Origin of the sequence: Paenochrobactrum sp. BZR 201-1 (assembly GCF_044987585.2) — a bacterium.
Taxonomy (GTDB): Bacteria; Pseudomonadota; Alphaproteobacteria; order Rhizobiales; family Rhizobiaceae; genus Paenochrobactrum; species Paenochrobactrum pullorum.
On record NZ_JBJDRZ020000045.1, the window covers coordinates 1 to 21,396 of the forward strand.

Annotated in this window: 20 protein-coding genes and 1 pseudogene; 17 read left to right on the forward strand and 4 right to left on the reverse strand. The window is 45.4% G+C overall.

Going from position 1 to position 21,396, the window contains the following annotated elements; all coding sequences use genetic code 11:
• The 3 genes from ACI0FR_RS16095 to nikR form a co-directional block, all read right to left on the reverse strand.
• Nucleotides 1–193, reverse strand: a 193-nt coding sequence (locus tag ACI0FR_RS16095; protein ID WP_374834523.1) for a hypothetical protein, incomplete at its 3' end; no start/stop codon positions are given.
• 101 nt (nt 194–294) lie between these two features.
• Nucleotides 295–2,265 carry an FUSC family protein gene (locus ACI0FR_RS16100; protein WP_461668011.1) on the reverse strand — a complete coding sequence of 657 codons (1,971 nt, stop codon included), beginning with the start codon at nt 2,263–2,265 and terminating at the stop codon, nt 295–297.
• Between the two features lie 219 nt (nt 2,266–2,484).
• The gene (nikR, locus tag ACI0FR_RS16105) at nt 2,485–2,889 is read right to left on the reverse strand and encodes a nickel-responsive transcriptional regulator NikR (RefSeq protein WP_374834563.1); all 405 of its coding nucleotides are present in this window, start codon (nt 2,887–2,889) and stop codon (nt 2,485–2,487) included.
• A gap of 217 nt (nt 2,890–3,106) precedes the next feature.
• Here nikR and ACI0FR_RS16110 point away from each other — a divergent pair, with 217 nt between their 5' ends.
• From ACI0FR_RS16110 to ACI0FR_RS16185, 16 genes and pseudogenes are all read left to right on the forward strand, one after another.
• A complete protein-coding gene (locus tag ACI0FR_RS16110) occupies nt 3,107–4,339 on the forward strand; it encodes an ArsB/NhaD family transporter (protein WP_374834527.1) in 1,233 nt (410 codons plus the stop codon).
• 190 nt (nt 4,340–4,529) lie between these two features.
• On the forward strand, nt 4,530–4,832 hold the full coding sequence (locus ACI0FR_RS16115) for an urease subunit gamma (RefSeq protein ID WP_374834529.1): 303 nt from the start codon (nt 4,530–4,532) through the stop codon (nt 4,830–4,832).
• Entirely contained in the window at nt 4,816–5,262 is a 447-nt protein-coding gene (gene ureB, locus ACI0FR_RS16120) for an urease subunit beta (protein WP_374834531.1), read from the forward strand. The genes ACI0FR_RS16115 and ureB overlap by 17 nt, the downstream gene beginning before the upstream one ends.
• A 38-nt stretch (nt 5,263–5,300) precedes the next feature.
• The gene (locus ACI0FR_RS16125) at nt 5,301–7,019 is read left to right on the forward strand and encodes an urease subunit alpha (RefSeq protein ID WP_374834533.1); all 1,719 of its coding nucleotides are present in this window, start codon (nt 5,301–5,303) and stop codon (nt 7,017–7,019) included.
• A gap of 162 nt (nt 7,020–7,181) precedes the next feature.
• Nucleotides 7,182–7,838 carry an urease accessory protein UreE gene (locus ACI0FR_RS16130; RefSeq protein WP_374834535.1) on the forward strand — a complete coding sequence of 219 codons (657 nt, stop codon included), beginning with the start codon at nt 7,182–7,184 and terminating at the stop codon, nt 7,836–7,838.
• 3 nt (nt 7,839–7,841) lie between these two features.
• Nucleotides 7,842–8,564, forward strand: a complete 723-nt coding sequence (locus tag ACI0FR_RS16135; protein ID WP_374834537.1) for an urease accessory protein UreF — start codon at nt 7,842–7,844, stop codon at nt 8,562–8,564.
• A gap of 25 nt (nt 8,565–8,589) precedes the next feature.
• Nucleotides 8,590–9,237, forward strand: a complete 648-nt coding sequence (gene ureG / locus ACI0FR_RS16140; protein ID WP_374834539.1) for an urease accessory protein UreG — start codon at nt 8,590–8,592, stop codon at nt 9,235–9,237.
• A gap of 5 nt (nt 9,238–9,242) precedes the next feature.
• The gene (locus ACI0FR_RS16145) at nt 9,243–10,178 is read left to right on the forward strand and encodes an urease accessory protein UreD (protein WP_374834541.1); all 936 of its coding nucleotides are present in this window, start codon (nt 9,243–9,245) and stop codon (nt 10,176–10,178) included.
• A gap of 21 nt (nt 10,179–10,199) precedes the next feature.
• On the forward strand, nt 10,200–11,180 hold the full coding sequence (gene yut / locus ACI0FR_RS16150) for an urea transporter (RefSeq protein ID WP_461668012.1): 981 nt from the start codon (nt 10,200–10,202) through the stop codon (nt 11,178–11,180).
• A gap of 45 nt (nt 11,181–11,225) precedes the next feature.
• On the forward strand, nt 11,226–12,467 hold the full coding sequence (locus ACI0FR_RS16155; RefSeq protein WP_374834545.1) for an ammonium transporter: 1,242 nt from the start codon (nt 11,226–11,228) through the stop codon (nt 12,465–12,467).
• A gap of 177 nt (nt 12,468–12,644) precedes the next feature.
• The gene (locus ACI0FR_RS16160) at nt 12,645–14,192 is read left to right on the forward strand and encodes an ABC transporter substrate-binding protein (protein ID WP_374834547.1); all 1,548 of its coding nucleotides are present in this window, start codon (nt 12,645–12,647) and stop codon (nt 14,190–14,192) included.
• A complete protein-coding gene (locus ACI0FR_RS16165) occupies nt 14,189–15,175 on the forward strand; it encodes an ABC transporter permease (protein ID WP_374834549.1) in 987 nt (328 codons plus the stop codon). The genes ACI0FR_RS16160 and ACI0FR_RS16165 overlap by 4 nt, the downstream gene beginning before the upstream one ends.
• Nucleotides 15,168–15,995, forward strand: a complete 828-nt coding sequence (locus tag ACI0FR_RS16170; protein WP_461668013.1) for an ABC transporter permease — start codon at nt 15,168–15,170, stop codon at nt 15,993–15,995. Before ACI0FR_RS16165 ends, ACI0FR_RS16170 begins: the two co-directional genes overlap by 8 nt.
• Nucleotides 15,995–16,498 (forward strand): annotated as a pseudogene (locus ACI0FR_RS16175) (ATP-binding cassette domain-containing protein); the annotation flags it as partial. The gene ACI0FR_RS16170 and the pseudogene ACI0FR_RS16175, both read left to right, overlap by 1 nt.
• 133 nt (nt 16,499–16,631) lie before the next feature.
• Entirely contained in the window at nt 16,632–17,363 is a 732-nt protein-coding gene (locus ACI0FR_RS16180) for an ABC transporter ATP-binding protein (protein WP_461668014.1), read from the forward strand.
• A 189-nt stretch (nt 17,364–17,552) separates the two neighbouring features.
• Nucleotides 17,553–18,116 carry a hypothetical protein gene (locus ACI0FR_RS16185; protein WP_461668015.1) on the forward strand — a complete coding sequence of 188 codons (564 nt, stop codon included), beginning with the start codon at nt 17,553–17,555 and terminating at the stop codon, nt 18,114–18,116.
• 78 nt (nt 18,117–18,194) lie between these two features.
• Here ACI0FR_RS16185 and ACI0FR_RS16190 read toward each other — a convergent pair whose 3' ends face one another.
• Nucleotides 18,195–19,391 (reverse strand): benzoate/H(+) symporter BenE family transporter, encoded by a 1,197-nt coding sequence (locus ACI0FR_RS16190; RefSeq protein ID WP_374834559.1) that lies wholly within the window; start codon nt 19,389–19,391, stop codon nt 18,195–18,197.
• 103 nt (nt 19,392–19,494) lie between these two features.
• Here ACI0FR_RS16190 and pdxR point away from each other — a divergent pair, with 103 nt between their 5' ends.
• Nucleotides 19,495–20,985: a MocR-like pyridoxine biosynthesis transcription factor PdxR gene (gene pdxR / locus ACI0FR_RS16195; protein ID WP_461668016.1), complete on the forward strand. Its 1,491-nt coding sequence runs from the start codon at nt 19,495–19,497 to the stop codon at nt 20,983–20,985.
• The last annotated feature ends 411 nt before the right edge of the window (nt 20,986–21,396 follow it).

The window sequence follows — 21,396 nt, forward strand, 5'->3', positions numbered from 1 at the left end:
TCTCCTTGGTGGCTTTTAAAAACAACCACACTATCGCACAAAAGCGGATCAGGAGGCCGTCCACCACATCAAGTCCACTGGCCGGTTGCAGGATATTTGCATCTTTCGCATTTTTTGAAACGCAGCTGATACGATACCGGAAACAGATTGTCGGGAAAAACTTACCAACATGCAAAGAGAGTGCGGAGCACAAGATATTAGGTCTTTTGACACGCCATGCAGACCATCGCATTGTGCTATGGTATTTTTTCATTCGGTCATCTAAATGACCGAATGATTTTTATGCTGAATATTTTATGCTGGCTGGACGCGATTATTCACTGTCAGCTGACGAATGCTGAATGCATTTTCTTGAATGTCGAATAGAATTTTGGATGCTGCATTTGCCAGAGGTGGTGCAACTCTATCAGCAACTTTGGTTTCTATAGTATTATTTTTCTGTGTTAAAGATTGCAGAACCTGTATGGTTTGTTGTAGATCTTTTATGTTGGTGGCTGTCTGTTTTTGATCAGATAAACTCGCAAATGTTGTAATGCCATCTGCTATTCTTTCTGCCGCGGCTATCGCCGGAACCCAGGCGCGGGCTTCATCGCTGACAGGTGAAGGTTCTGCCAAGGCCAGTTGAACATGACTTCTTAAATCCGATAAATTTTTATATACTTGTTGTCTGATATCTGCGCTGTCAGTAATTACTGATTTATCGGATTTATTATCAGCAGACGTTATTTCAATTCTTTCTAAGTACGAAGCTAACAACTTTAGAACGGCTGAAAATTCTTTACGAATAGATGAGGGCGCGGTTTTCGGCCAAATCCAATAACCAAAAAAGAGTACAACGCCAGCTCCCATAAGAGTATCTGCCATACGTTGCAGCCCGTAATTCGCGGTTGGTCCTGGTACTAAAAGGTCGATTAGGATAAGAATGAGAGGAGTCATGACGGCACATTGCCAAGCATAGCTTTTTGCTCCTGCCCAAGGTATCGTCAGGCTGAAAACAAATACAACAGCCACCAAACTGATATTTTTTGGAAAAATAGCAAAGATTGCAATCGCTACAATAACACCGACGATTGTGCCCAGACTTCGATGTACAGCCCGAACATAAATGGAGCCTGCATCAGATTTCATGATTACTGCCACAGTGAGCGGCAGCCAGTAAGAACGTTGGCCGGGTACAATGTGCTCTGCAATGAGTGCCAGCAGCATGCAGAAACTTAAACGCAGAGCATTATTAACAACATGGCGGCCAAATATTAAATTTGCCTTGAAATTATAAAGCATTGTTTTCGAGGATTTCATCAGCTTTGAAAAGGAAAGCAGATAATCATCCGGTGTTTTGGTGCCGTATTGATAAAGAATTTCGTTCAAGCTATTCAAATTATAGAGCAGCGAGTTATTATCATGCTGAAGCTTTTCCGGTACATCGATCTTAATTTTTAAAGTAACAGACGCGCTCATTTGATTGAGCCAGCCTGTTACTTGTTTAAGTATTGCTGTATCATATGTACGGCTTGCAATGAGTGCAGTAAGGCGGTCAGTTATCGCCAATATTTCGGCGATTTGTGTTTCACTTTGTGTGCGTCCGTCTTGCTGGGATTGCGTATGGATAAGAGCCTGATAAGCAGCAAGTTGCGCTTGCAAAACATCACTTTGTGCTTTTCTGATGGCCTTTTCTTCGCTGTTTTTGTCGGCAGATATATTGGCGAATTCAGAAAGGTTTTTTAAAAGTTTTGAAAGGAGTTCTATTTCAGGTCTGTTGGGGAATAATTTGGATTCAATTTTTAATAATATAGCCGATAGAACGCCACCCAATAGAAAGAATGCCGGCATGACCCAAATACCGGCTGTGGGAGCTGCGTGAGCAGATACAACAGTCATGATAAGTAGTTGCATACAACCTAAAGCGAAGACTGCGCCATAACTGCTGATGAGACCTGATATAAACGAGATCAATACAATTCCGGCGATTGTCCAAAGGCCATGAGCGGCCAATAGACCACCTAAAAAATAACCGGCCATACCAAAAGGCAATATGATCGTCAGACGATGGAAACAAGTATGGTAGGGGGCATTGGTAAGAGATAATGTTGTTAGAAAACCACCAAGACAGATAAGAATCGTCGGGGTTAAATCGCCTGTTAAAAAACCTATAAGCAGTGGAATACTTGTAACAAGCGCAAGGCGTAGAGATTGGCGCCATGGTAAATCTGTCTTTGGTGCTTTTTTAGACAGATTGTAAAGCCAATGCGCTGGTTGATACAACATATACACTAGACCTGTTTACGAGTGATTTTTATGGTCGATATTTTTGATCTGTTTTTTAAAATTACATCATCAAAGTAATGATGTCTGCATTTCGAGTCTGTTTGTTCCGATTTTATAGTGTAATTTTTTGATGTAATTTAAAAGACTGGACCGACAAATTTTATACGTTCAGGCAGATTTTAAATTATATCGTCAGATATGTGATTTTAATCAGGATTGTTATTTATTGACAGGAATAATTGCTAATTCACCATGTACAACCGCACGCTGCGAGGTGATTAGATCTGAAAAATGTTTGACGTCTTTGACCCCCCCACGCAATAAGCTGACCTCGAGGCAATAATCTTTGTCCAGATGTATATGCATGGAGGCAACGGTCAAATTATGGTGCTCATGATGTGTTGCAGTCAGCCGTTTAGCAAGTTCTCTGGCTTCATGATCATATATATAACTGAGAACTCCGATGCAGTCACTTAGTTGATCATTTTTAACGCGGTAGTTCTTCATCCCCTCCCGGGCAAGATCCCGCAATGCTTCCGAACGATTGCTATATCCTTTGAGTTCAATCATTTCATCGAGTTGATCCACAAGGTCTTCATCCATTGTGATTGTAATGCGCTGCATTATTTCAGAGCCTCTTTTGTCCTGTTCATGCGGATATTTTCGTTTAGGAAAGGATTGTCCAGTTTTCATGTTAGATATGTCATGGCAAAGATGCTATCAGTCTATGCTATATTTTATTATTAAAAATACAATTTTAATAATAAATCGATCTATTCATGAAGAGGCGCCTCGATTAACATCAGGCACAATCATTTTTCATATGTAAGGCTATACAGTAATGGATCAGACCCTTTTAGTATTTATCCTTGTTTACCTCGTCATGGGGCTAGGGATTTTACCGGGGTTTAAGGTCGATCGTACAGGTGCGGCTGTCGTTGGCATGTTGGCAATGATCGTGATCGGCAGCATAAGCGGGAAAGAAGCCTGGATCGCTATTGATTATACCACAATAGGATTATTATTTGGACTTATGGTCGTTTCATCTACGTTCGCTATTTCCGGATTTTATGGCTGGGCATCAATGAAGTTAGCGACTTTGGATATTAAGCCCTCATTTCTGGTTGCTGTTTTCATTATTGTGGGCGCTGTATTGTCTTCAATATTAACCAAAGATGTTGTCGCTGTAGCGATGGTGCCGCTTTTGATTTCAGTCACAATGGTTCGCTCACTCAATCCGGTACCATTTTTGCTGGCATTTTGCTTTGCCGTTAACACGGGCTCTACCTCGACATTAATAGGTAGTCCGCAAAATATGATAGCAGCACAGACACTTGGAATGTCTTTCAACAATTTTCTTAAAGCAGCAGCGGTTCCTGCATTATTATCACTTCCGATTGTATGGGGGGCTATCGTATTAATTTATCGAGGACGTTGGCAACTTCCGAATATGGCAAAAACAGATAAGCCAATATTAAAGCAGCCGGAACTTGATAGATTGGAAATGGCAAAGGCTTTGATCGTTACTTTTGCTGTTATATTAGCTTTTGTTTTCAGTGATTGGCCACATGAGATTATAGCCCTGGCCGCAGCAAGCGTTTTGTTGATCAGCCGAAAAATATCGTCAAAAGATGTGCTGAAAGAAGTTGATATCGATCTTTTATTGTTGATATCCGGATTGTTCGTGGTCAATGCTGCGATTGCAAAAACAGGTTTGCCTCAGGATTTACTTGGTCATTTGCGCTCTATGGGGCTTGATTTAAATGATCCGTTGTCTTTGTATTTAGTTGGCGGGATTTTGAGCAATCTGGTTGGGAACAATCCTGCCGTTATGTTACTTGTGCCTTATATAAACACGTCCATAGATGTTGATGCTTTGGGCGCAGCTTTGGTTTTGGGGACCGGGTTTTCAAGTAATTTGATTATTTTCGGTAGCTTGGCAGGAATTATTACTGTCGAGCATGCATCTTCAGCTGGTATCAAAATATCTTTTATAGAGTTTTTCCGTGCCGGTGCAGTTGTTACTATGCTTTCAATGGTGATGGCTGGATTTTGGATATATTGGATTACATGATGATAATAGTTTGTTGCATTGATGTTATCGTTATGTTAATGCATTGATATTGTTGATTTTATTATTTTTATTTTTATGAATTTCAAATAGACTATATTGATATTATCAATATAGTATGTTTCTTGTTAGTTACATAAGTTGCGTTTTATTATGGCCCGGTTCACTTAGGGTGTTACTAAGGAGGTTCTCAATGCATTTTACCCCGCGCGAGATTGATAAGCTTATGATTTACACGCTTGCTCAGGTAGCGCAGGCACGTAAAGATAAAGGCCTCAAGCTCAACCATCCTGAAACTGTTTCTCTGATTGCAACGGCTGCGCTTGAAGGTGCCCGTGAAGGTAAAACTGTTGAGCAGGTTATGGATTTGGCTCGTAAAGCCATCACCAGAGATGATGTGATGGAAGGTGTTGTTGAAATGATACCTTATGTCCAGGTCGAGGCCGTTTTTACTGATGGTAGCCGTTTGATTACTGTTCATGATCCGATCCAATAGTCCTCAGGGAGTTAACATTATGGCTGCAGATACACCTAAAGTGCCGGTTGGCGGCTTACTTCTCGCTGAAGGCGATATCGAGATTAATGCTGGCTATCCAACAGTAACGATTAAAGTACGTAATACCGGTGACCGGCCTATTCAGGTCGGGTCGCATTTCCATTTTTTCGAAGTAAACCATGACCTTGAATTTGATCGTATGCAGGCCTTTGGTAAACGTTTGAATATTCCTGCAACGACTGCATTGCGCTTTGAGCCGGGTGACGAAAAAGAAGTCGTTCTGGTTCCTTATCAAGGTAAGCAGCGTGTCATTGGCTTTAATAATCTGGTCGATGGCTGGGTTGGAGATGAAAGCTACAATGATGCCCGTCCTCGCCTGGCCGATGCGATGGGGCGCGTTGAAATGTACGGTTTTAAAAATAAGCCGTAAGCAGCTCCCTTAAACATACTAGCGAACAGGTTTTTGACATGGTTAAAATTTCCAGAAAGCAATATTCGGATCTTTATGGTCCAACGACTGGCGATAAAATTCGTCTTGCTGATACCGATCTTTATATCGAAATTGAAAAAGATCTGCGCATTTATGGTGAAGAGGCTGTTTACGGTGGTGGCAAGACCTTGCGTGACGGCATGGGCTACGACAATGAATTGACCAGTGCTGCCGGTGCGCCCGATCTTATCATAACCAACGTGACAATCGTTGATGCTAAACTGGGTGTTATCAAAGCGGATGTCGGCGTTAAAAATGGCCTGATCTGTGGTATTGGTAAAGCTGGTAATCCGGCAATTATGGACGGCGTTACTCCAGGACTTGCGCTTGGTGCTGCAACTGATGCGATCTCCGGCGAACATTTGATCCTCACTGCCGGTGGTATGGATGCGCATGTGCACTATATTTCACCGCAGCAGGCGCAGGCAGCTTTGAGCAACGGTATTACGACGGTTTTTGGTGGCGGTATCGGGCCAACCGATGGCACCAATGGTACCACGATCACCCCTGGTACCTGGAACGTCGAAATGATGCTTCGTTCTTTCGATGGATGGCCGGTTAATGCGGGTGTTCTTGGTAAGGGCAACGTTTCTGCCGCTCTGCCAATGGAAGAACAAATTCGCGCCGGTGTTGCCGGTCTTAAAATCCATGAAGACTGGGGCAGCACACCGGCAACAATCCGTGCAGCACTTGGTGTCGCTGACCAATATGACATTCAGGTTTGTATCCATACTGATACATTGAACGAAGCTGGTTTCGTTGAAAATACCATTGCCGCTTTTGAAGGCCGCACAATCCACACCTACCACACAGAGGGTGCTGGTGGTGGTCACGCACCTGATATTATCCGCGTAGCCGGTCAGTCCAATGTGTTGCCTAGTTCGACCAATCCGACGCTGCCTTATGGTATCAACTCGCAGGCTGAATTGTTCGACATGACCATGATCTGTCACAATCTCAGCCCGAAAATTCCGACCGACGTTGCTTTTGCTGAAAGCCGTGTGCGTCCGGAAACGATTGCGGCTGAAAACGTTCTGCATGATATTGGTGCAATTTCCATTATCTCCAGTGACAGTCAGGCAATGGGCCGCATCGGTGAAAATTGGTTGCGTGCTATTCAGACCGCGCATCTGATGAAAACCCGTTTTGGTGCTTATGAAGGTGACACTTCAGGCAATGACAATCAGCGCGTGCTGCGTTTTGTTGCTAAAGTGACGATTAATCCGGCAATTGCACAGGGGATTTCCCATGTGATTGGTTCGGTTGAAGTCGGCAAAATGGCTGATCTTGTGCTTTGGGAGCCGGCATTCTTTGCTGCCAAGCCTAAGATGGTCATCAAGGGTGGTTTAATTTCGTGGGCAATGATGGGTGACCCGAATGCATCGCTGCCGACACCTCAGCCAGTTATTTATCGTCCGATGTTTGGTCAACTCGGTTCGGCACTGCCGAAAACCCGTGTTACCTTCACGTCCCATGCGGCGATGGAAGACGGCATTGTTGAGCGCTATCAGTTGCAGTCACAGGTTATGCCGGTCTACGCCACCCGTACTGTTGGTAAAAAATCGATGGTGCGCAATGATGCATTGCCAACAATCGAAGTTAATCCGGAAACATTTGCTGTTACAGTCGATGGCAAGCATGCAACCGTTGAACCGGCGACAAGCATTCCAATGGGCCAGCTCCATTTCTTTAGCTGACGGGAGATTACGGGAAGGCAATCACAACGCCTTCCCGTAACTTTTATAGAACAATAATGTTATTCGACATCAGCACTGAGTGTGTTCTTTTGAGAGTTAATATACAGTCTTTGGAATTGTTCAGAGTGTTGATGCGTATTTAGCTAAGCTTCCGGAGGAAGTATGATTCTCGTCGAGAAAATTCTTGGTAATATTAAAGATACTGTTTGGCATGAGCGTTCACATCATGCGAAGGTCGATCATCTCGTATTGGAGCAATGGGAAGCGCCAAAGAGCCGTCTGCGTAAAACCAGTGAAGGTGGTCTCGAATTAGCAATTTCTCTGCCTCGCTCGGAACATCTGCAAAATGGTGATGTTCTTTATTATGATGATGAAAATAATATCATTGTAACAGCACGTATTGCACTTAAAGAGGTGTTGGTTATTGAACTTCAGGGGCTTGAAGCACTTGAGCCTTTGGAGATTTTGCGTACCTGTTTTGAACTTGGGCACGGATTAGGTAATCAGCATTGGCCTGCCGTTATCAAGGGCTCAACTGTTTATGTTCCGCTCTCTGTGGATCAAAAAGTTATGGCTTCGGTTATGCGCACCCATGCCTTTAGTCACGTGAGTACACGCTTTGCTCCAGGTGAAGAAATTGCGGCATTGTTAGACGCAAAAGAAGCGCGGATGTTGTTTGCTGGTGCTGATGCAACTCCGCATCATCATCATGATCACGTACATTCACACACCCACTCTCATGACGATAATCATTCTCACGATCATGAGCATGAGCACGACCATCATCACAGTCACTCCCACGATCATCATCACGGGTAAGTTATGTCAGGCATAAAACATTCGGCATTCTCGAATATGCAAAATATGGCGCTGCAGGCACGCTTGCAGCAATTTGCAGATTCGACCTTGCCGGTTGGGTCATTTGCTTTTTCCAATGGCTTGGAATCCGCAATTCAAACCAAAATTGTCAAAGATGCTGCCAGCTTGAAGCAATTTGTCGAACTTGTGTTACGTCAGACTGCTCACATGGATGGTATCGCATTTTTGCATGCCCACCGTGCTTATAAACTGGATGATGAAGCTACAATTATCGCTGCAGATTATGAGCTGTGGGATCGTCGTATGGGCGAAGAACAGCAGATGATGCTTTCCCGTATGGGTAAGAAATTTGCTGAGTTAGCAATCAAAATTGATGATTTTCCGTGCCTTCATAGCTGGCTCAAAAAGATCAAAACAGGTCAAACGCCAGGATGTTATCCTGTCGGTCAAGCCTTGGCGCTGGCGCATTTGGGCGCTGATGAACAGCAAGCTTTCGTCATTCATCAATATGGCGTCGCTACCATGATCTTAAGCGCTGCAGTTCGTTTGATGCGGATTGATCACCTTCAAACCCAGCGCATTCTCTTTGAGGTGCAGGAGCGGGTCGAAGGTGATTATGTTGCTATTCAGGATTTGTCACTAGACGAGATGTCCAGCTTCGCACCCGTTTTTGATGTTTTGGTTGCCCATCACGTGAAAGCCTTTGTTCACCTGTTCATGAACTGAATAGTGTTAATCGCAGGAATAAATTATGAAAAAAATTACCCGTATCGGCATTGGTGGACCTGTAGGCTCTGGAAAAACTGCCGTTATTGAAACGCTTACTCCCCGCTTGTTGGAACTCGGCATTAAACCGCTGATTATTACCAACGATGTGGTTACGACAGAAGATGCCAAACAGGTACGTCGTACATTGAGCGGCGTTCTTGTTGAAGAAAAAATTGTTGGTGTAGAAACAGGTGCTTGCCCTCATACGGCTGTGCGTGAAGATCCATCAATGAATATTGCCGCCTGTGAGGAGCTGGAAGAAAAATATCCTGACAGTGATGTTATTTTAATTGAATCGGGCGGTGATAATCTCACCCTGACTTTTAGTCCTGCTTTGGCTGATTTTTTCATTTATGTGATTGACGTGGCCGGTGGTGAAAAAATTCCACGCAAAAATGGTGCCGGTGTCTGCCAATCAGATATTCTGATTATTAATAAAACAGATCTTGCACCTTATGTTGGAGCAAGTCTTGAGGTTATGGAGCGTGATTCCAAACTCGTACGCGGCAAAAAACCTTTTGTTTTCACCAATTGTAAAACGGGTGAAGGTGTTGATGAGCTCCTGCAGCTTGTTCTCGATATGGCACTGTTTGACGTAGAGACGAAACGTCCAGCAGAAAATGCCGGATAATTACTATGAGATTGCATGAAAGACTAAGTCACATTGATAAAGCGCGTGAATTGCGTAATTACCATACGCAACCTGCACAAATGCGCGCTGCCGGTCCTGGCAAGATCGGTGAATTACGTTTGGGTTTTTCCATTCGTAACGGACGCTCGGTCTTGCATGATCTTTATCGTGTGGCTCCTCTTTTAGTACAACAAGCTTTGTACTGGGATGAGGCAATGCCGGAACTCCCTATATGCTCAATTATTTCCGTTGGTGGTGGTATTTTGCAGGGAGACCGGTATAAAATTGATATTACGGTCGGTGAAGCTGCCTATGCGCAGGTTAATTCGCAAAGTGCCAATCGTATTCATCGTATGGATGCCAATTATGCGTCGCAATATCAGACTGTAAAACTGGAAGCTGGGTCATATCTGGAATATCTGCCGGATTTTACGATACCCTATCGCGACTCGCGCTTTATCAATCATACAGACATCACCATCGATGAGAGTGCCACACTGCTCTATGGAGAAATGGTGATGTCCGGCCGTAAATATCATCACGAAGATGAGCGTTTTGGTTTTGATTTGCTTTCTTTGCAGATGACCGCACGTCGTCCTGACGGGAAGCGATTGTTTGTTGATAAGATTTTGATTGAAAAGGGGAATTCCACCATTGATTTTGCTGCAGTCATGGGTGGTTTTGATGCGTTTGCCAATATTGTTTGTATCACACCGCCTGATATTGCAGCGCGGATTAAAGAGCGTGTTGCTGTTAATTTCAGCACTGAATCACCGCGTGTGATTTCTGGTGCTTCCACACTGCCCAATAATGCCGGATTGATTTTACGCGTAGTTGGCCTTGAAAGTTATGATGTCCGCGCTGAAGTCAAAAACTTTTGGAAAATTGTGCGTGAGGAAGTTCGGGGGCGGACTTTACCTGAAGAATTTCTATGGCGTTAAAAGGCAAAGGGGGGCTTTGAGATGGTAGCGAAGAAGGATAATTTTCTATCAGTTTACCTGCGTGGTGCAAGTCAGGTTTTCTTTATGGAGAATGCTGTAACGGGATTATTATTTCTTATTGCGATTGGTTATGCCTCATATTTAAGCGGCATATGGGCTATAGCAATTGGTGCAGTCATTGGTCTTTTTGTGGCAACTGTCACCGCACAATTGCTTGATTGTGATGAAGGCTCAATTAATTCCGGTCTCTTCGGATTTAACGGTATATTGGTAGGGGCAGCGTTACCGACATTCATTACTGCTTCCCCGCAATTATGGTTTTACATCATCATTGGTGCCGCTATCAGTACGGTTGTTACTGCAGCTTTTAGTGCAACATTGACAAAAAGCTGGGGTATTCCGGGTTCGACAGGGCCATTTGTTTTGACCGGCTGGCTCATGGTGGCCGGTGCTTATTCATTTGGTTCGCTGAATGTGTCCGGTGATGCAGCAAAACTTGCATCTGATTATATGAGCGGCACGACTGTTATCCCTTCCGTAATGGAACTGGTAGAAATATTCTTTCGCAATATAGCCCAAGTCTTTTTGCTGGGCAGTGCAGTGAGCGGTGTGATTATTCTCGCCGGTATATTTATTGCTTCAATACCGGCAGGTATTGCAACAGCAGCCGGATCATTGATCGCACTGATTTGTGCCATTGTTATGCGCGCTGATCCTTCGGTTGTTATTCAGGGATTATACGGTTTCAGCGCTGTTCTGACAGCACTTGCAGTCAGTGTAATCTTCCTTAAAACGTCGACCAAGGTTGTTATTTACGCCGTTTTGGCAACAATCGCGACGGTATTTGTTCAAGGTGCATATGATGTGATTATGTCACCTTTTGGTTTACCTTCATTTACCGCACCTTATGTGCTGACAATGTATCTGTTTATCGCACCGAAGAAATTTCTTGCGCCACATCCGCACAAGCCAGTTGTGCAGCATCAGCTGGACGACAAATAGGTTCATCTAAATTAAGTTTGAATTTGCGCAAAGAGAGAAAAACCAATGCAAACAATCAACGCAGGTGATACAGCCTTTATTCTAATCTGTACGGCGCTGGTGTGTATGATGACACCGGCACTGGCCTTGTTTTATGGCGGTCTCGTCAAACAGCGTGACGTCCTTTCCATCATGATACAGAATTTTGTCTGTATGGGTGTTGTCGGTCTCATCTGGGTTTTTGGCGGCTTCAGTATGGCATTTGGGCCATCTATAGGTGGTGTTGTTGGTGATATTCGTACCTATTTCGGTATGTATCATGTTGGTATTGCACCAAATGCCGAGATGGCTCCCAATATTCCCTTTATTATGGTTTTCGCATATCAGATGATGTTTGCGATCATCACACCGGCTCTGATGACCGGCGCTATTGTGGGGCGTATTCGCTTTGCATCCTATCTGATCTTTGTTGCACTCTGGACCATCATTGTTTATTTGCCTGTTGCACACTGGGTTTGGGGCGGTGGTTTCCTCGCTAAACTTGGTGTTGTGGACTTTGCCGGTGGTATCGTCATTCACGCTTCAGCAGGTTTTTCAGCTTTGGCAGCAGCCAAATATCTGGGCAAGCGAAAAGTTGCACCGGGTTCAGCTAAAACAGAGCCGGCAAGTTTGCCGATTGTTGCGGTCGGTGCAGGCCTTTTGTGGTTCGGCTGGTTCGGCTTTAACGCGGGTGGTGCCTATGCAGCAGATGCTTTGGCGGCATACGCTTTCACAAACACCATGCTTTCCGGGGCAATTGCAATGCTTGTCTGGATGTTCTGGGAGTGGAAAGAAACAGGCCATCCATCTTTCTCGGGTATTCTGGTCGGCGCAGTGACTGGTCTTGCAACCATTACTCCGGCCGCAGGTTATGTGGAGCCAATGGCGGCATTGCTTATTGGTGCGGTCGGTGCATCCGTTTGCTTTAATGCAAAATATGTTCAAAAATGGCTTAAGGTCGACGATACACTGGAGGTATGGCGCGCTCACGGTGTTGGCGGGGTTACCGGTGCATTGCTTATTGGTGTTGCAGCAAGCTCAAGCATCAATGCGGTCTCCGCCAGCCTCTACCAATTTGGAGTTCAGGCTCTGGCGATTGTTATTGTCGCAGTATATGCATGGATTGTCACAGTAGTTCTTCTTAAGATTCTGGATTCAACCGGTACACTTCGTGTCTCGGATGAGGTGCAGATGGAAGGCCTTGACGATAGTATGTACGGAGAAAGCGCTTACGGGCTTTGGGGTATCAAACAACGTGCCGATAAGTAGTATTTCATTGATATAAAAGATAAATATACTTCTATAAAGCGCCTGTGTATAGATTTTCATGGGCGCTTTTTTGTTTTTTGCTATGTAAGAATTATGATTATTTTTCTGTTTAAGTATTGCGTTGGCTAAGTAAAGAAGTATGATAATTTTAAAAGATCATCATACTGGGAGAGCATTTTGAATTGGACATCTGTTTCATGCGCCGTCGTTACAACGCTCAGTCTTATGACAGCAGTGCATGCCGCGCCAAAAGAGTCGCTTGTTCTTGCCATTGGCGGTGAGTCTGATAACGGTTTTGATCCGCTGACCGGCTGGGGTACTTATGGTAATCCATTATTTCAATCGACCTTGTTGCGCCGTGGTATCAATCTTGAAACCATTCCGGATCTTGCAACTGCATGGTCTTTGTCGGATGACAGAAAAATATGGACTGTCAAACTGCGCGAGGATGTGCAGTTTTCCGACGGTACACCAGTCACTGCAGAAGACATTGTCTTTACTTTTAATAATGCAAAAACCTCTGCTAATTCACTGGATTTAGCTGTTTTGGAAAAGGTGGAGGCCGTTGACGATCATACTGTCCGCTTCGCTTTGACTAAGCCTTGGATTACCTTTGTTGAAGCTTTTTATACGCTCGGAATTGTACCAGCCAGCAGTTATGGGTCTGATTACGGACGCAAGCCAATTGGCTCCGGTCCCTATAAACTGGTGTCTTGGAATGAAGGTGAACAGCTGATCGTTGAGCGAAATGATGCTTATTACGGTGAAAAATCTCCGTTTAAGCAGATTACATTCCTCTTTACCGGAGCCGATTCAGGGCTGGTTGCTGCAAATGCTGGGGCTGTTGATTTGGTGGCTGTACCTTCACAATTGGCTGACGCCGTTCCCAATGGATTTCGTGCAGTACCGGTGCAGACCGTCGACAATCGTGGAATAAGCCTGCCATTTATCAAACCCCAAACCATTGACGGGCGTAAAGTCGGCAATGCTGTGACATCCGATCCGGCAATCCGCAAGGCCATCAATATGGGTATTGACCGTCAATTGGTCGTCGATGTAGCTGTACAGGGACATGGCACACCTGCTTACGGCCCGGCCGATGGTTTGCCATGGGCCGGGAAGGCCGATCGTGTTGATTTTGATCTTGATGGTGCCAAGGCGCTTCTGGATGAAGCGGGCTGGATTGTGGGTAGTGACGGCATCCGCAGCAAAGATGGTGTGCGTGCAGCGTTTGCTCTTTACTATCCGGCCAGTGATGCCAGTCGCCAAGCCTTGGCTGAAACATCCGCTGAATTACTTCTGCCGTTAGGCATTGAAGCAACACCGCGTGGCGGGAGCTGGGATGCTATCGGACAGGTTATGCATTCCGAACCGATTTTGTTTGGTTTTGGCAGCCATTCACCTTATGAAGTTTATTCTTTGTTTGCCGGTAAAGTGGCCGGTATCGAATATATGAACCCAACCTATTATAGTAATCCTAAAGCGGACGAGTTTTTCGAAAAGGCTCAAGCCGCAGAAAGTATCGAGGCATCGATGCCGTTCTGGGCTGAAGCTGCGGATTATTATGGTAATAAAGGTGATAATTCATGGGCATGGCTGATTAATTTTGACCATGTTTACCTCGTCAATAATTGTCTTGATATGGGTAAAACACAAATTGAACCACATGGTCATGGTTGGCCGATTACAACAACAATTGCCAATTGGCGCTGGACCTGCAATTGAAGCTATCTTTATTGCATCTGATCACACTGCAATTGCTCCGGCTGATCGGGTTGGTCGTGTGTGTCGCCTTTTCAGTTTTTATGCTGATGAAGATGTCACCAATTGATCCGGTCAACATTTATCTTGGCCCTGCAATTGCAAAGGTCGGGCCGGAACAAAAATTGCAAATTGCCGCTATATGGGGGTTGGATCGCCCCTATCACGAGCAATTTTTAAGCTGGGCAGGCGGCTTGTTGCGTGGCGATCTTGGTTACAGCATTACTTATAATACCTCGGTTGCAGAGGTTTTGCGCGGGCGTATTGGCGCAACACTTGCACTGGCAGGTTTTGCTTGGCTGCTTTCAGGTCTTCTTGGCTTTATCCTTGGTTTGATTTCTGCCTCCTTCGAGGGAAGCTGGATCGATCGCTCCATCCGTGTCTATTGTTACGTGCTTGCTGCAACGCCGACATTCTGGCTGGCAATGCTGATGTTGACGGTCTTTTCTGTGCAACTGGGTTGGACACCAATTTGCTGTTCGGGGCCAATCGGCGTTCCCTTTGATCAAGTAACATGGTGGCAAAGCATCCATCATTTGATTTTACCGCTTACGGTGTTGACGCTTTTTGGCATAGCGCAAATTACGCTGCATTCGCGCGCTAAATTGATTGAAGTCCTGCGCTCTGATTACATCGTCTTTGCGCGCGCCCAAGGGGCCAGCCGCATTGATTTGATTTTGCGTCATGGCGTTCGTAATGCTGCCTTACCCGCACTCACCGTGTTTTTCGCATCGATAGGGGAAATATTTGGCGGAGCTATTCTGGCTGAACAGGTCTTTGCATGGCCGGGGCTTGGAAGAGCAACGGTTGAAGCCGGTATGCGCGGTGACGTACCATTATTATTAGCCATTGCCATTGTAACGACGGTGATCGTTGCAACCGGAAATATGATTGCAGACCTTCTTTATCGGCTTGTCGATCCGAGATTGCGGAGGGTGCATGACTAGTCAGGTTTTGAATGGTCGTATCCGTGCTGCTATCAGTACGACATTTGCTTTGGTGTTAATCTCGGCAATTGTGATCGGTGCATGGGCTTTTGGTGATAGTGGCATTCGAGCTGATTTTAATGCACGTAATCTATCACCATCATGGTGCCATTGGTTTGGCACAGACCAAATGGGCAGAGATATGTTTGCCCGTACATTACATGGTCTGACATTAAGCCTTCGTGTGGGTATCCTCGCTGCAGGTTTTTCCGTCATCATTGCTCTTGTTATTGTCTTACTTGCGGGTTTTGGCAAAATTGCTGACGCGATTTCCTGTTTTATCATGGATGGCGTGCTGTCGATGCCGCATCTGGTTCTCTTGGTATTGATTTGCTTTGCATTGGGCGGCGGTACCCAAGCGGTCATCATTGCTGTCGCTATTTCTCATTGGCCGCGTTTTGCACGCGTGCTGAGAGCTGAACTCATGCAGATCCGTTCCGAGCCATGGATTGAAGCTTCAAGAAGCTTTGGCCGTTCTCGTGCATTTATTTTGATCAATCACATAGTGCCGCATTTGTTGCCGCAAATGTTTGTCGGGTTTTTATTGATGTTTCCGCATGCGATATTGCATGAAGCAAGCCTGACATTCCTGGGCTTTGGTCTGGAGCCATCCCGTCCAGCTATCGGCATTATGCTGTCAGAAGCAATGCGCCATATTAGTGCTGGGCGATGGTGGCTTGCTTTATTCCCGGGTATAGCGCTTTTAATTATGGTTTTAAGCTTTGATGTGCTGGCCAATGGTTTGCGCCGCCTGATTAATCCGCGGGAGGCGCAAACCTGATGCTTGAGATCAACTCTTTTTCTCTCTCTTTCCGCCGATACAAAAGCTTTTTTACTCAGGAAAATATCACCCGATTGAATGATATAAATCTCAAAATAAATGAAGGAGAGATGCTTGCGGTTATTGGCCATTCAGGCGCGGGAAAAAGCTTGCTGGCGCATGCAATTCTTGGCCTTTTACCTCAAAATATTGACAAGAGCGGCGAGATTTTTTTCAAGAATAAACGGTTAGATAAAAAATATTCAAAAAGAATCCGTGGCAAAGAAATAGCACTATTACCGCAACAGATCAGTTATCTCGATCCAACCGCGCTTGTTGGGTCGCAAATTCGCTGGGCTGCTCAAAGAGCAGATGCCGAACCGGAGGTTGTAACGCGGCTTGCTGCTGTTGGTCTTGAAGAAAGTACCGCATATTTATATCCGCATCAGGTTTCTGGTGGCATGGCGCGAAGGGTTCTCATGGCACAAGCAACAGCAGGCGGAGCAAAACTGCTGATTGCCGATGAACCAACTGCGGGGCTTGATCCGGAAAGTCGTAACAATATGCTGGATAAACTGCGTAAATATGCCGATGATGGCGGAGCGGTTATGTTAATCACCCATGATCTGATCCCGGCACTGTCGCGGGCAGACAGTGTTGCTCTTCTCAATGAGGGCGAACTATGTTGCTTTGCACCAACCTCTGCTTTTGCAGGAAAAGGTGAGGCGCTTTCGTCGGCCTATGCGCAAGCAATGTGGCAAGCCTTACCCCAAAACGGTTTTTATACTCATGCTTGAAGCACATCAAATCAGTGCAGGTTTTGGTAAGACTGTTTTGTTCTCTGATGTTTCTTTGAAATTGAAACGGGGAAATATTTATTGTGTTTACGGCCCTTCAGGATGCGGTAAAACAACTTTAGGGCGCACACTTGCAGGTTTGCATGCACCATCCAGAGGAACGATAACGCTGGGTAATAAAACAGCTTATTCAAAAACAAGTTGGCCAGTTCATTATCTTTATCAGAGCCCGCTTCATGCAATGAATCCCCGATGGAATATCGGCAAAATTATTACTGAATCCGGCCCTGTAGATCATGCACATGCAAAAAGGCTTGATGTACGCGATGAATGGATGGAGCGTTATCCGCATGAGCTGTCAGGCGGCCAATTACAACGTGTTTCAATCTTGCGTGCTCTTGGTGCGAAACCTGAATATTTGATAGCAGATGAAATTACTGCGGCATTGGATCCGGTCGCGCAAGCCCAGATATGGCAGCTATTAATGCATCTGGTAAAAGAGCATAATATGGGCATACTTGCTATCAGCCATGATATGGATCTGTTGAAGCAAATAACACCACAAGGCAATTATTTAAATTTTTTTGTATAATTGAAATTCATGCTCGGGATTCATTGATTTCATTACAATATTATTATTGTTATGACCTATTTGAAATAGCGCTTGTTCCGTTTTGCGGCGTTCAGGCCATATCAGTATATTGCTTGTGGAGCGTTTACTGTTTTTAGGTAACCCCTAATTGTGATGACTGCGGCATAAGAACGTATGCGGAGTGATGATTTGATTAAATTATTGAGTATTAATGTTTTTGTAGGCTTGATGATGCCTGTAGTTGCATCCTCTGCACAAACTTTTGATGTTTGTCATGGCTATGATTGCTATTATAAAACAAAAGTAACGCTGACATCTAAAGATGAACAGCGTATTCGCAATCTCTTGCAGAAATCCGAACGCAATGCAGCGGATGAGAGAAAAGCATTGCGGAGTGCCGTTGCCATTTTTGAAGAGCGCAGCACAATTGTTATTGGTGTACGTGACAAACCTAAAATGGAATTTGGTAAAGGCCGTGTGAAAGGTCAAATGGATTGTGTCGATGAATCGGTCAATACTGATCATTTTTTACGATACTTGCAATCCCGTGGCTGGTTAAAGCATCATACGGTGTCACGCCGAACAACACGTGGTTCGTTTATTGACGGACGCTATCCGCATTGGACAGCTGTTATAGAAGATAAATCTGGTGTGAAATGGGCTGTGGATTCCTGGTATGAAGCAGGAGGCGGTTTGCCCGATATTATGCCGCTTCAAGACTGGAAGCGGCGCGGGTATAATGGTGAGCGTTAATATTGAAAACGAAATAAAAAGCTCCGGGATATTCCGGAGCTTTTTGCATTTAAAATGATCGTTTAATAAGCGATTATTTTATCGTCTTTTTGGCATCTTTACGTTTAACAACAGATGCGAAAACAAACCAATAACCAGACCCCAGAATGCTCCGCCAATTCCAAACATATTAATATTGGCGGCCGATGCTAAAAACGTAATAAGTGCAGCTTCGCGTGAGGATGGATCAGACATTGCACCTGCAAGACTGCCGCCAATGGTTCCAAGCAATGCCAGTCCGGCTAAAGTTGTGATAAATGTTGCAGGAAAAGCCATGAAAACGGCGGCAAGTGTTACGCCAAAGACACCAACCAGAATGTAGAATATGCCCGCTGCTATACCTGCAATCCAGCGTTTTGACGGATCTTCGTGGGCTTCACGACCGGTTGCAATGGCCGCAGTGATCGCAGCTATATTGAATGCATGTGAACCAAATGGCGCCATAATGAGCGAGCCAAGACCGGTGGTGGTTACAATCGGATTGGCACTGGTTTTAAAGCCGTCATTACGTAAAACCAGCATTCCAGGCATATATTGACCCGTTAATGTGATCAGAAATAACGGTAGCGCGACACTTAATAAGGCATTGAGTGTGAAGACCGGCATCGTGAATACCGGATAAGCAAATTGCAATTTTAAGCCGGATAAATCGACCTGATTCCGGAATAGTAAAAAAGCCAAACCGATAATCAAAATGCCGACAACTGCATAACGTGCGGAAAAACGCTTCAGTAAAAGATAGAATGTGACCAGCAGGCCGACGAGCTTGGGATCAACACTGGCACCACCGAAAGCTCCAATCCCGAACTGCAACAGAATGCCTGCAAGCAAACCTGAAGCAATGCCGGTGGGAATGAGTTTGATTAGTTTTTCAAAATAACCTGAGATACCAAGTAGGATAAAGGCCGCAGCCGAGAGCATATAGGCGCCGATTGCTTCATTATAAGGCGTAGTTGCCAATGCTGTGACGAGAAATGCGGCTGCAGGTGTCGACCATGCAGTGATGAGTGGCTCCCGATATTTCCAGCTCAAAAACAAACCGGTGACACCAACACCAATTGAAACCGACCAGACCCATGATGCGGTTTGTTCTGGTGTGAGGCCTGCAATCCGAGCGGCCTGAAAAACCAAAATAAAGGTGCCGCCATAATTGACAATAACGGAAATCAGGCCCGCGACAATCGGATGGGGCAGGTCAGTGAGTCTTATTGGCGAGGAAGATGGATGTGCCGACATTGTGGCCTCCGTGAAGCAAGAGAGCGTTTGAATTTTTTTCTTGACTTCTACCCTATCATTGGCCTGATAATCCCTGCCAATTTAGCAGGGATGGCCAGACCAATTGTTTAAAAATTCGCAACTGGAAACTGTGAAGACATGGTTGGTTAATCCGGCGCATGCAGCCATGCCACTTCATGCCCGCGTGCAAAGAGCGATCAGGCAATTAATTCTTGATGGTGTGTTGGCTGCCGGTAAACCACTGCCGCCGTCTCGGGGGCTTGCAAAATCTCTTGGCGTTTCACGTGATACAGTCGAGACGGCTTATGTGCAGCTTCATGCCGACGGCTTTATCGAGCGACGTGTGGGCAGTGGTAGCTTTGTTGCGGAAGTGAGTGATTTTCGTACCCGTCAGCGGCGTATTAAACGTGAGGGCGTTACATTAAAACCTGAGAGCTTTTTAAGTAAGCGTGGGCAAGCAATGTATGCTGGTGGTGGCGTGCATGAAATGTTGCATCCGCATTGTTTTGCGCCAGGTGTACCTGAAACGCGAAATTTTCCGTTAGCGCTTTGGGAACGTTTGGGGCGGCAAGTTCTAAAAGAAATTGGTCATGATGCATTGTTGCATGGGGACCCGCAGGGAACGGAACCTTTGCGGCGTGTCATTGCTGATTATGTGAATTTAGAGCGTGGTGCCCGCGCGACGGCTGATCGGGTGTTGATATTGACCAGTTCGCAGCAGGCGATGACATTATGTGCAAATGTTTTGTTTGATGCAGGCGAGCGGATTTTTATTGAAGATCCGGTTTATCATGGTGCCCGACGCGCCTTTGATGCCGCCGGTATTGATTTGATACCGGTGCGTGTTGATGGTCAAGGAATTGCAGTTGAACCTGTTTTACAAGAGCAACGCAACGTAAAAGCTGTTTTTCTAATGCCATCCCATCAGTTTCCGACCGGTGCAACTTTGGCGCTGGAACGTCGCTTGGCATTGATTGATTGGGCGGCTGAGCGAAAAGCGTGGATCATTGAAGATGATTATGACAGCGAATTTCACTATGCCGGTAAACCTATGGCTTGTGTACAAGGACTCGATCCGCATGAGCGGACAATTTATATTGGTACATTCACCAAATCTCTTTTTCCGGGGCTTCGGATTGGTTATGCGGTTTTGCCGCCACAACTGGTGAAGCCGATGACAATTGCCCGTACGTTGCTTGACGGTCACACGGCATCACTTCCGCAGCTCACTTTGGCGCGCTTTATCGAAGGCGGACATTTTGGCGCTTATGTACGGATGATGCGCAATATTTATGCCCAAAGGCTGGAGTTGCTGACAAGGTTGGTGCGTAGCCATCTGGCAGACTTTGTCGAGCCGCGCATACCGACAGGCGGCTTGCAAATGCCGTGCATTTTAACCTGTGACATTGCTGAAAATAGCGTGATTGAGGCTGCCCAAAGAGCGGGTATTGCCTTAACGGGATTGTCATCCCTTCATGTAATGGGAAATGTAAAGAACGGTTTTCTCATGGGATTTGCAGCCTATACACCACAGGAACTGGAAAGCGGAGTTAAAAAACTGGCGGCGATTTTTCATGGTTTGAGGCGACATTGAGCCGTTAATAGCTTCTCCTGTTCATCGCTAGAGCTATGTATTTACTGTGTTTTTAAGGTTTATTATTACGATTATTGACGATGTTAATGTATTTGTTAATTTTTTGCTTTCTGCAGTGGCGGCGAAGGTGTTAACGGCGATGCTACGTCTGCTAGAGGAAAAGAAGCGCAGCTCTTGCCTGGCGGCAAGACTCATGGCGGCCGCGATACAGCACAATAACGGGTTTTTGGTCCGTTGGAAAAGACCGGCAGCAATCGCTGGGAATTGGACACAGTAACTTTAACCTGAGGTCGGCCGTAATTTTACCTATGATGCCGTTATTACGCGGCTTTGAGGCATGCGATTTTCGTGCCATATATTTTTAGCGGTGTGTCGTAATTCACGGTGATGGGCGGCGTTGAAATGATTGCG

What these genes read in the sequence shown, in the direction of transcription:
- ACI0FR_RS16100 (WP_461668011.1), bottom strand. Translation starts at nt 2,265, where the DNA reads ATGTTGTATCAACCAGCGCATTGGCTTTACAATCTGTCTAAAAAAGCA.
- nikR (WP_374834563.1), bottom strand. Translation starts at nt 2,889, where the DNA reads ATGCAGCGCATTACAATCACAATGGATGAAGACCTTGTGGATCAACTC.
- ACI0FR_RS16110 (WP_374834527.1), top strand. Translation starts at nt 3,107, where the DNA reads ATGGATCAGACCCTTTTAGTATTTATCCTTGTTTACCTCGTCATGGGG.
- ACI0FR_RS16115 (WP_374834529.1), top strand. Translation starts at nt 4,530, where the DNA reads ATGCATTTTACCCCGCGCGAGATTGATAAGCTTATGATTTACACGCTT.
- ureB (WP_374834531.1), top strand. Translation starts at nt 4,816, where the DNA reads ATGATCCGATCCAATAGTCCTCAGGGAGTTAACATTATGGCTGCAGAT.
- ACI0FR_RS16125 (WP_374834533.1), top strand. Translation starts at nt 5,301, where the DNA reads ATGGTTAAAATTTCCAGAAAGCAATATTCGGATCTTTATGGTCCAACG.
- ACI0FR_RS16130 (WP_374834535.1), top strand. Translation starts at nt 7,182, where the DNA reads ATGATTCTCGTCGAGAAAATTCTTGGTAATATTAAAGATACTGTTTGG.
- ACI0FR_RS16135 (WP_374834537.1), top strand. Translation starts at nt 7,842, where the DNA reads ATGTCAGGCATAAAACATTCGGCATTCTCGAATATGCAAAATATGGCG.
- ureG (WP_374834539.1), top strand. Translation starts at nt 8,590, where the DNA reads ATGAAAAAAATTACCCGTATCGGCATTGGTGGACCTGTAGGCTCTGGA.
- ACI0FR_RS16145 (WP_374834541.1), top strand. Translation starts at nt 9,243, where the DNA reads ATGAGATTGCATGAAAGACTAAGTCACATTGATAAAGCGCGTGAATTG.
- yut (WP_461668012.1), top strand. Translation starts at nt 10,200, where the DNA reads ATGGTAGCGAAGAAGGATAATTTTCTATCAGTTTACCTGCGTGGTGCA.
- ACI0FR_RS16155 (WP_374834545.1), top strand. Translation starts at nt 11,226, where the DNA reads ATGCAAACAATCAACGCAGGTGATACAGCCTTTATTCTAATCTGTACG.
- ACI0FR_RS16170 (WP_461668013.1), top strand. Translation starts at nt 15,168, where the DNA reads ATGACTAGTCAGGTTTTGAATGGTCGTATCCGTGCTGCTATCAGTACG.
- ACI0FR_RS16190 (WP_374834559.1), bottom strand. Translation starts at nt 19,391, where the DNA reads ATGTCGGCACATCCATCTTCCTCGCCAATAAGACTCACTGACCTGCCC.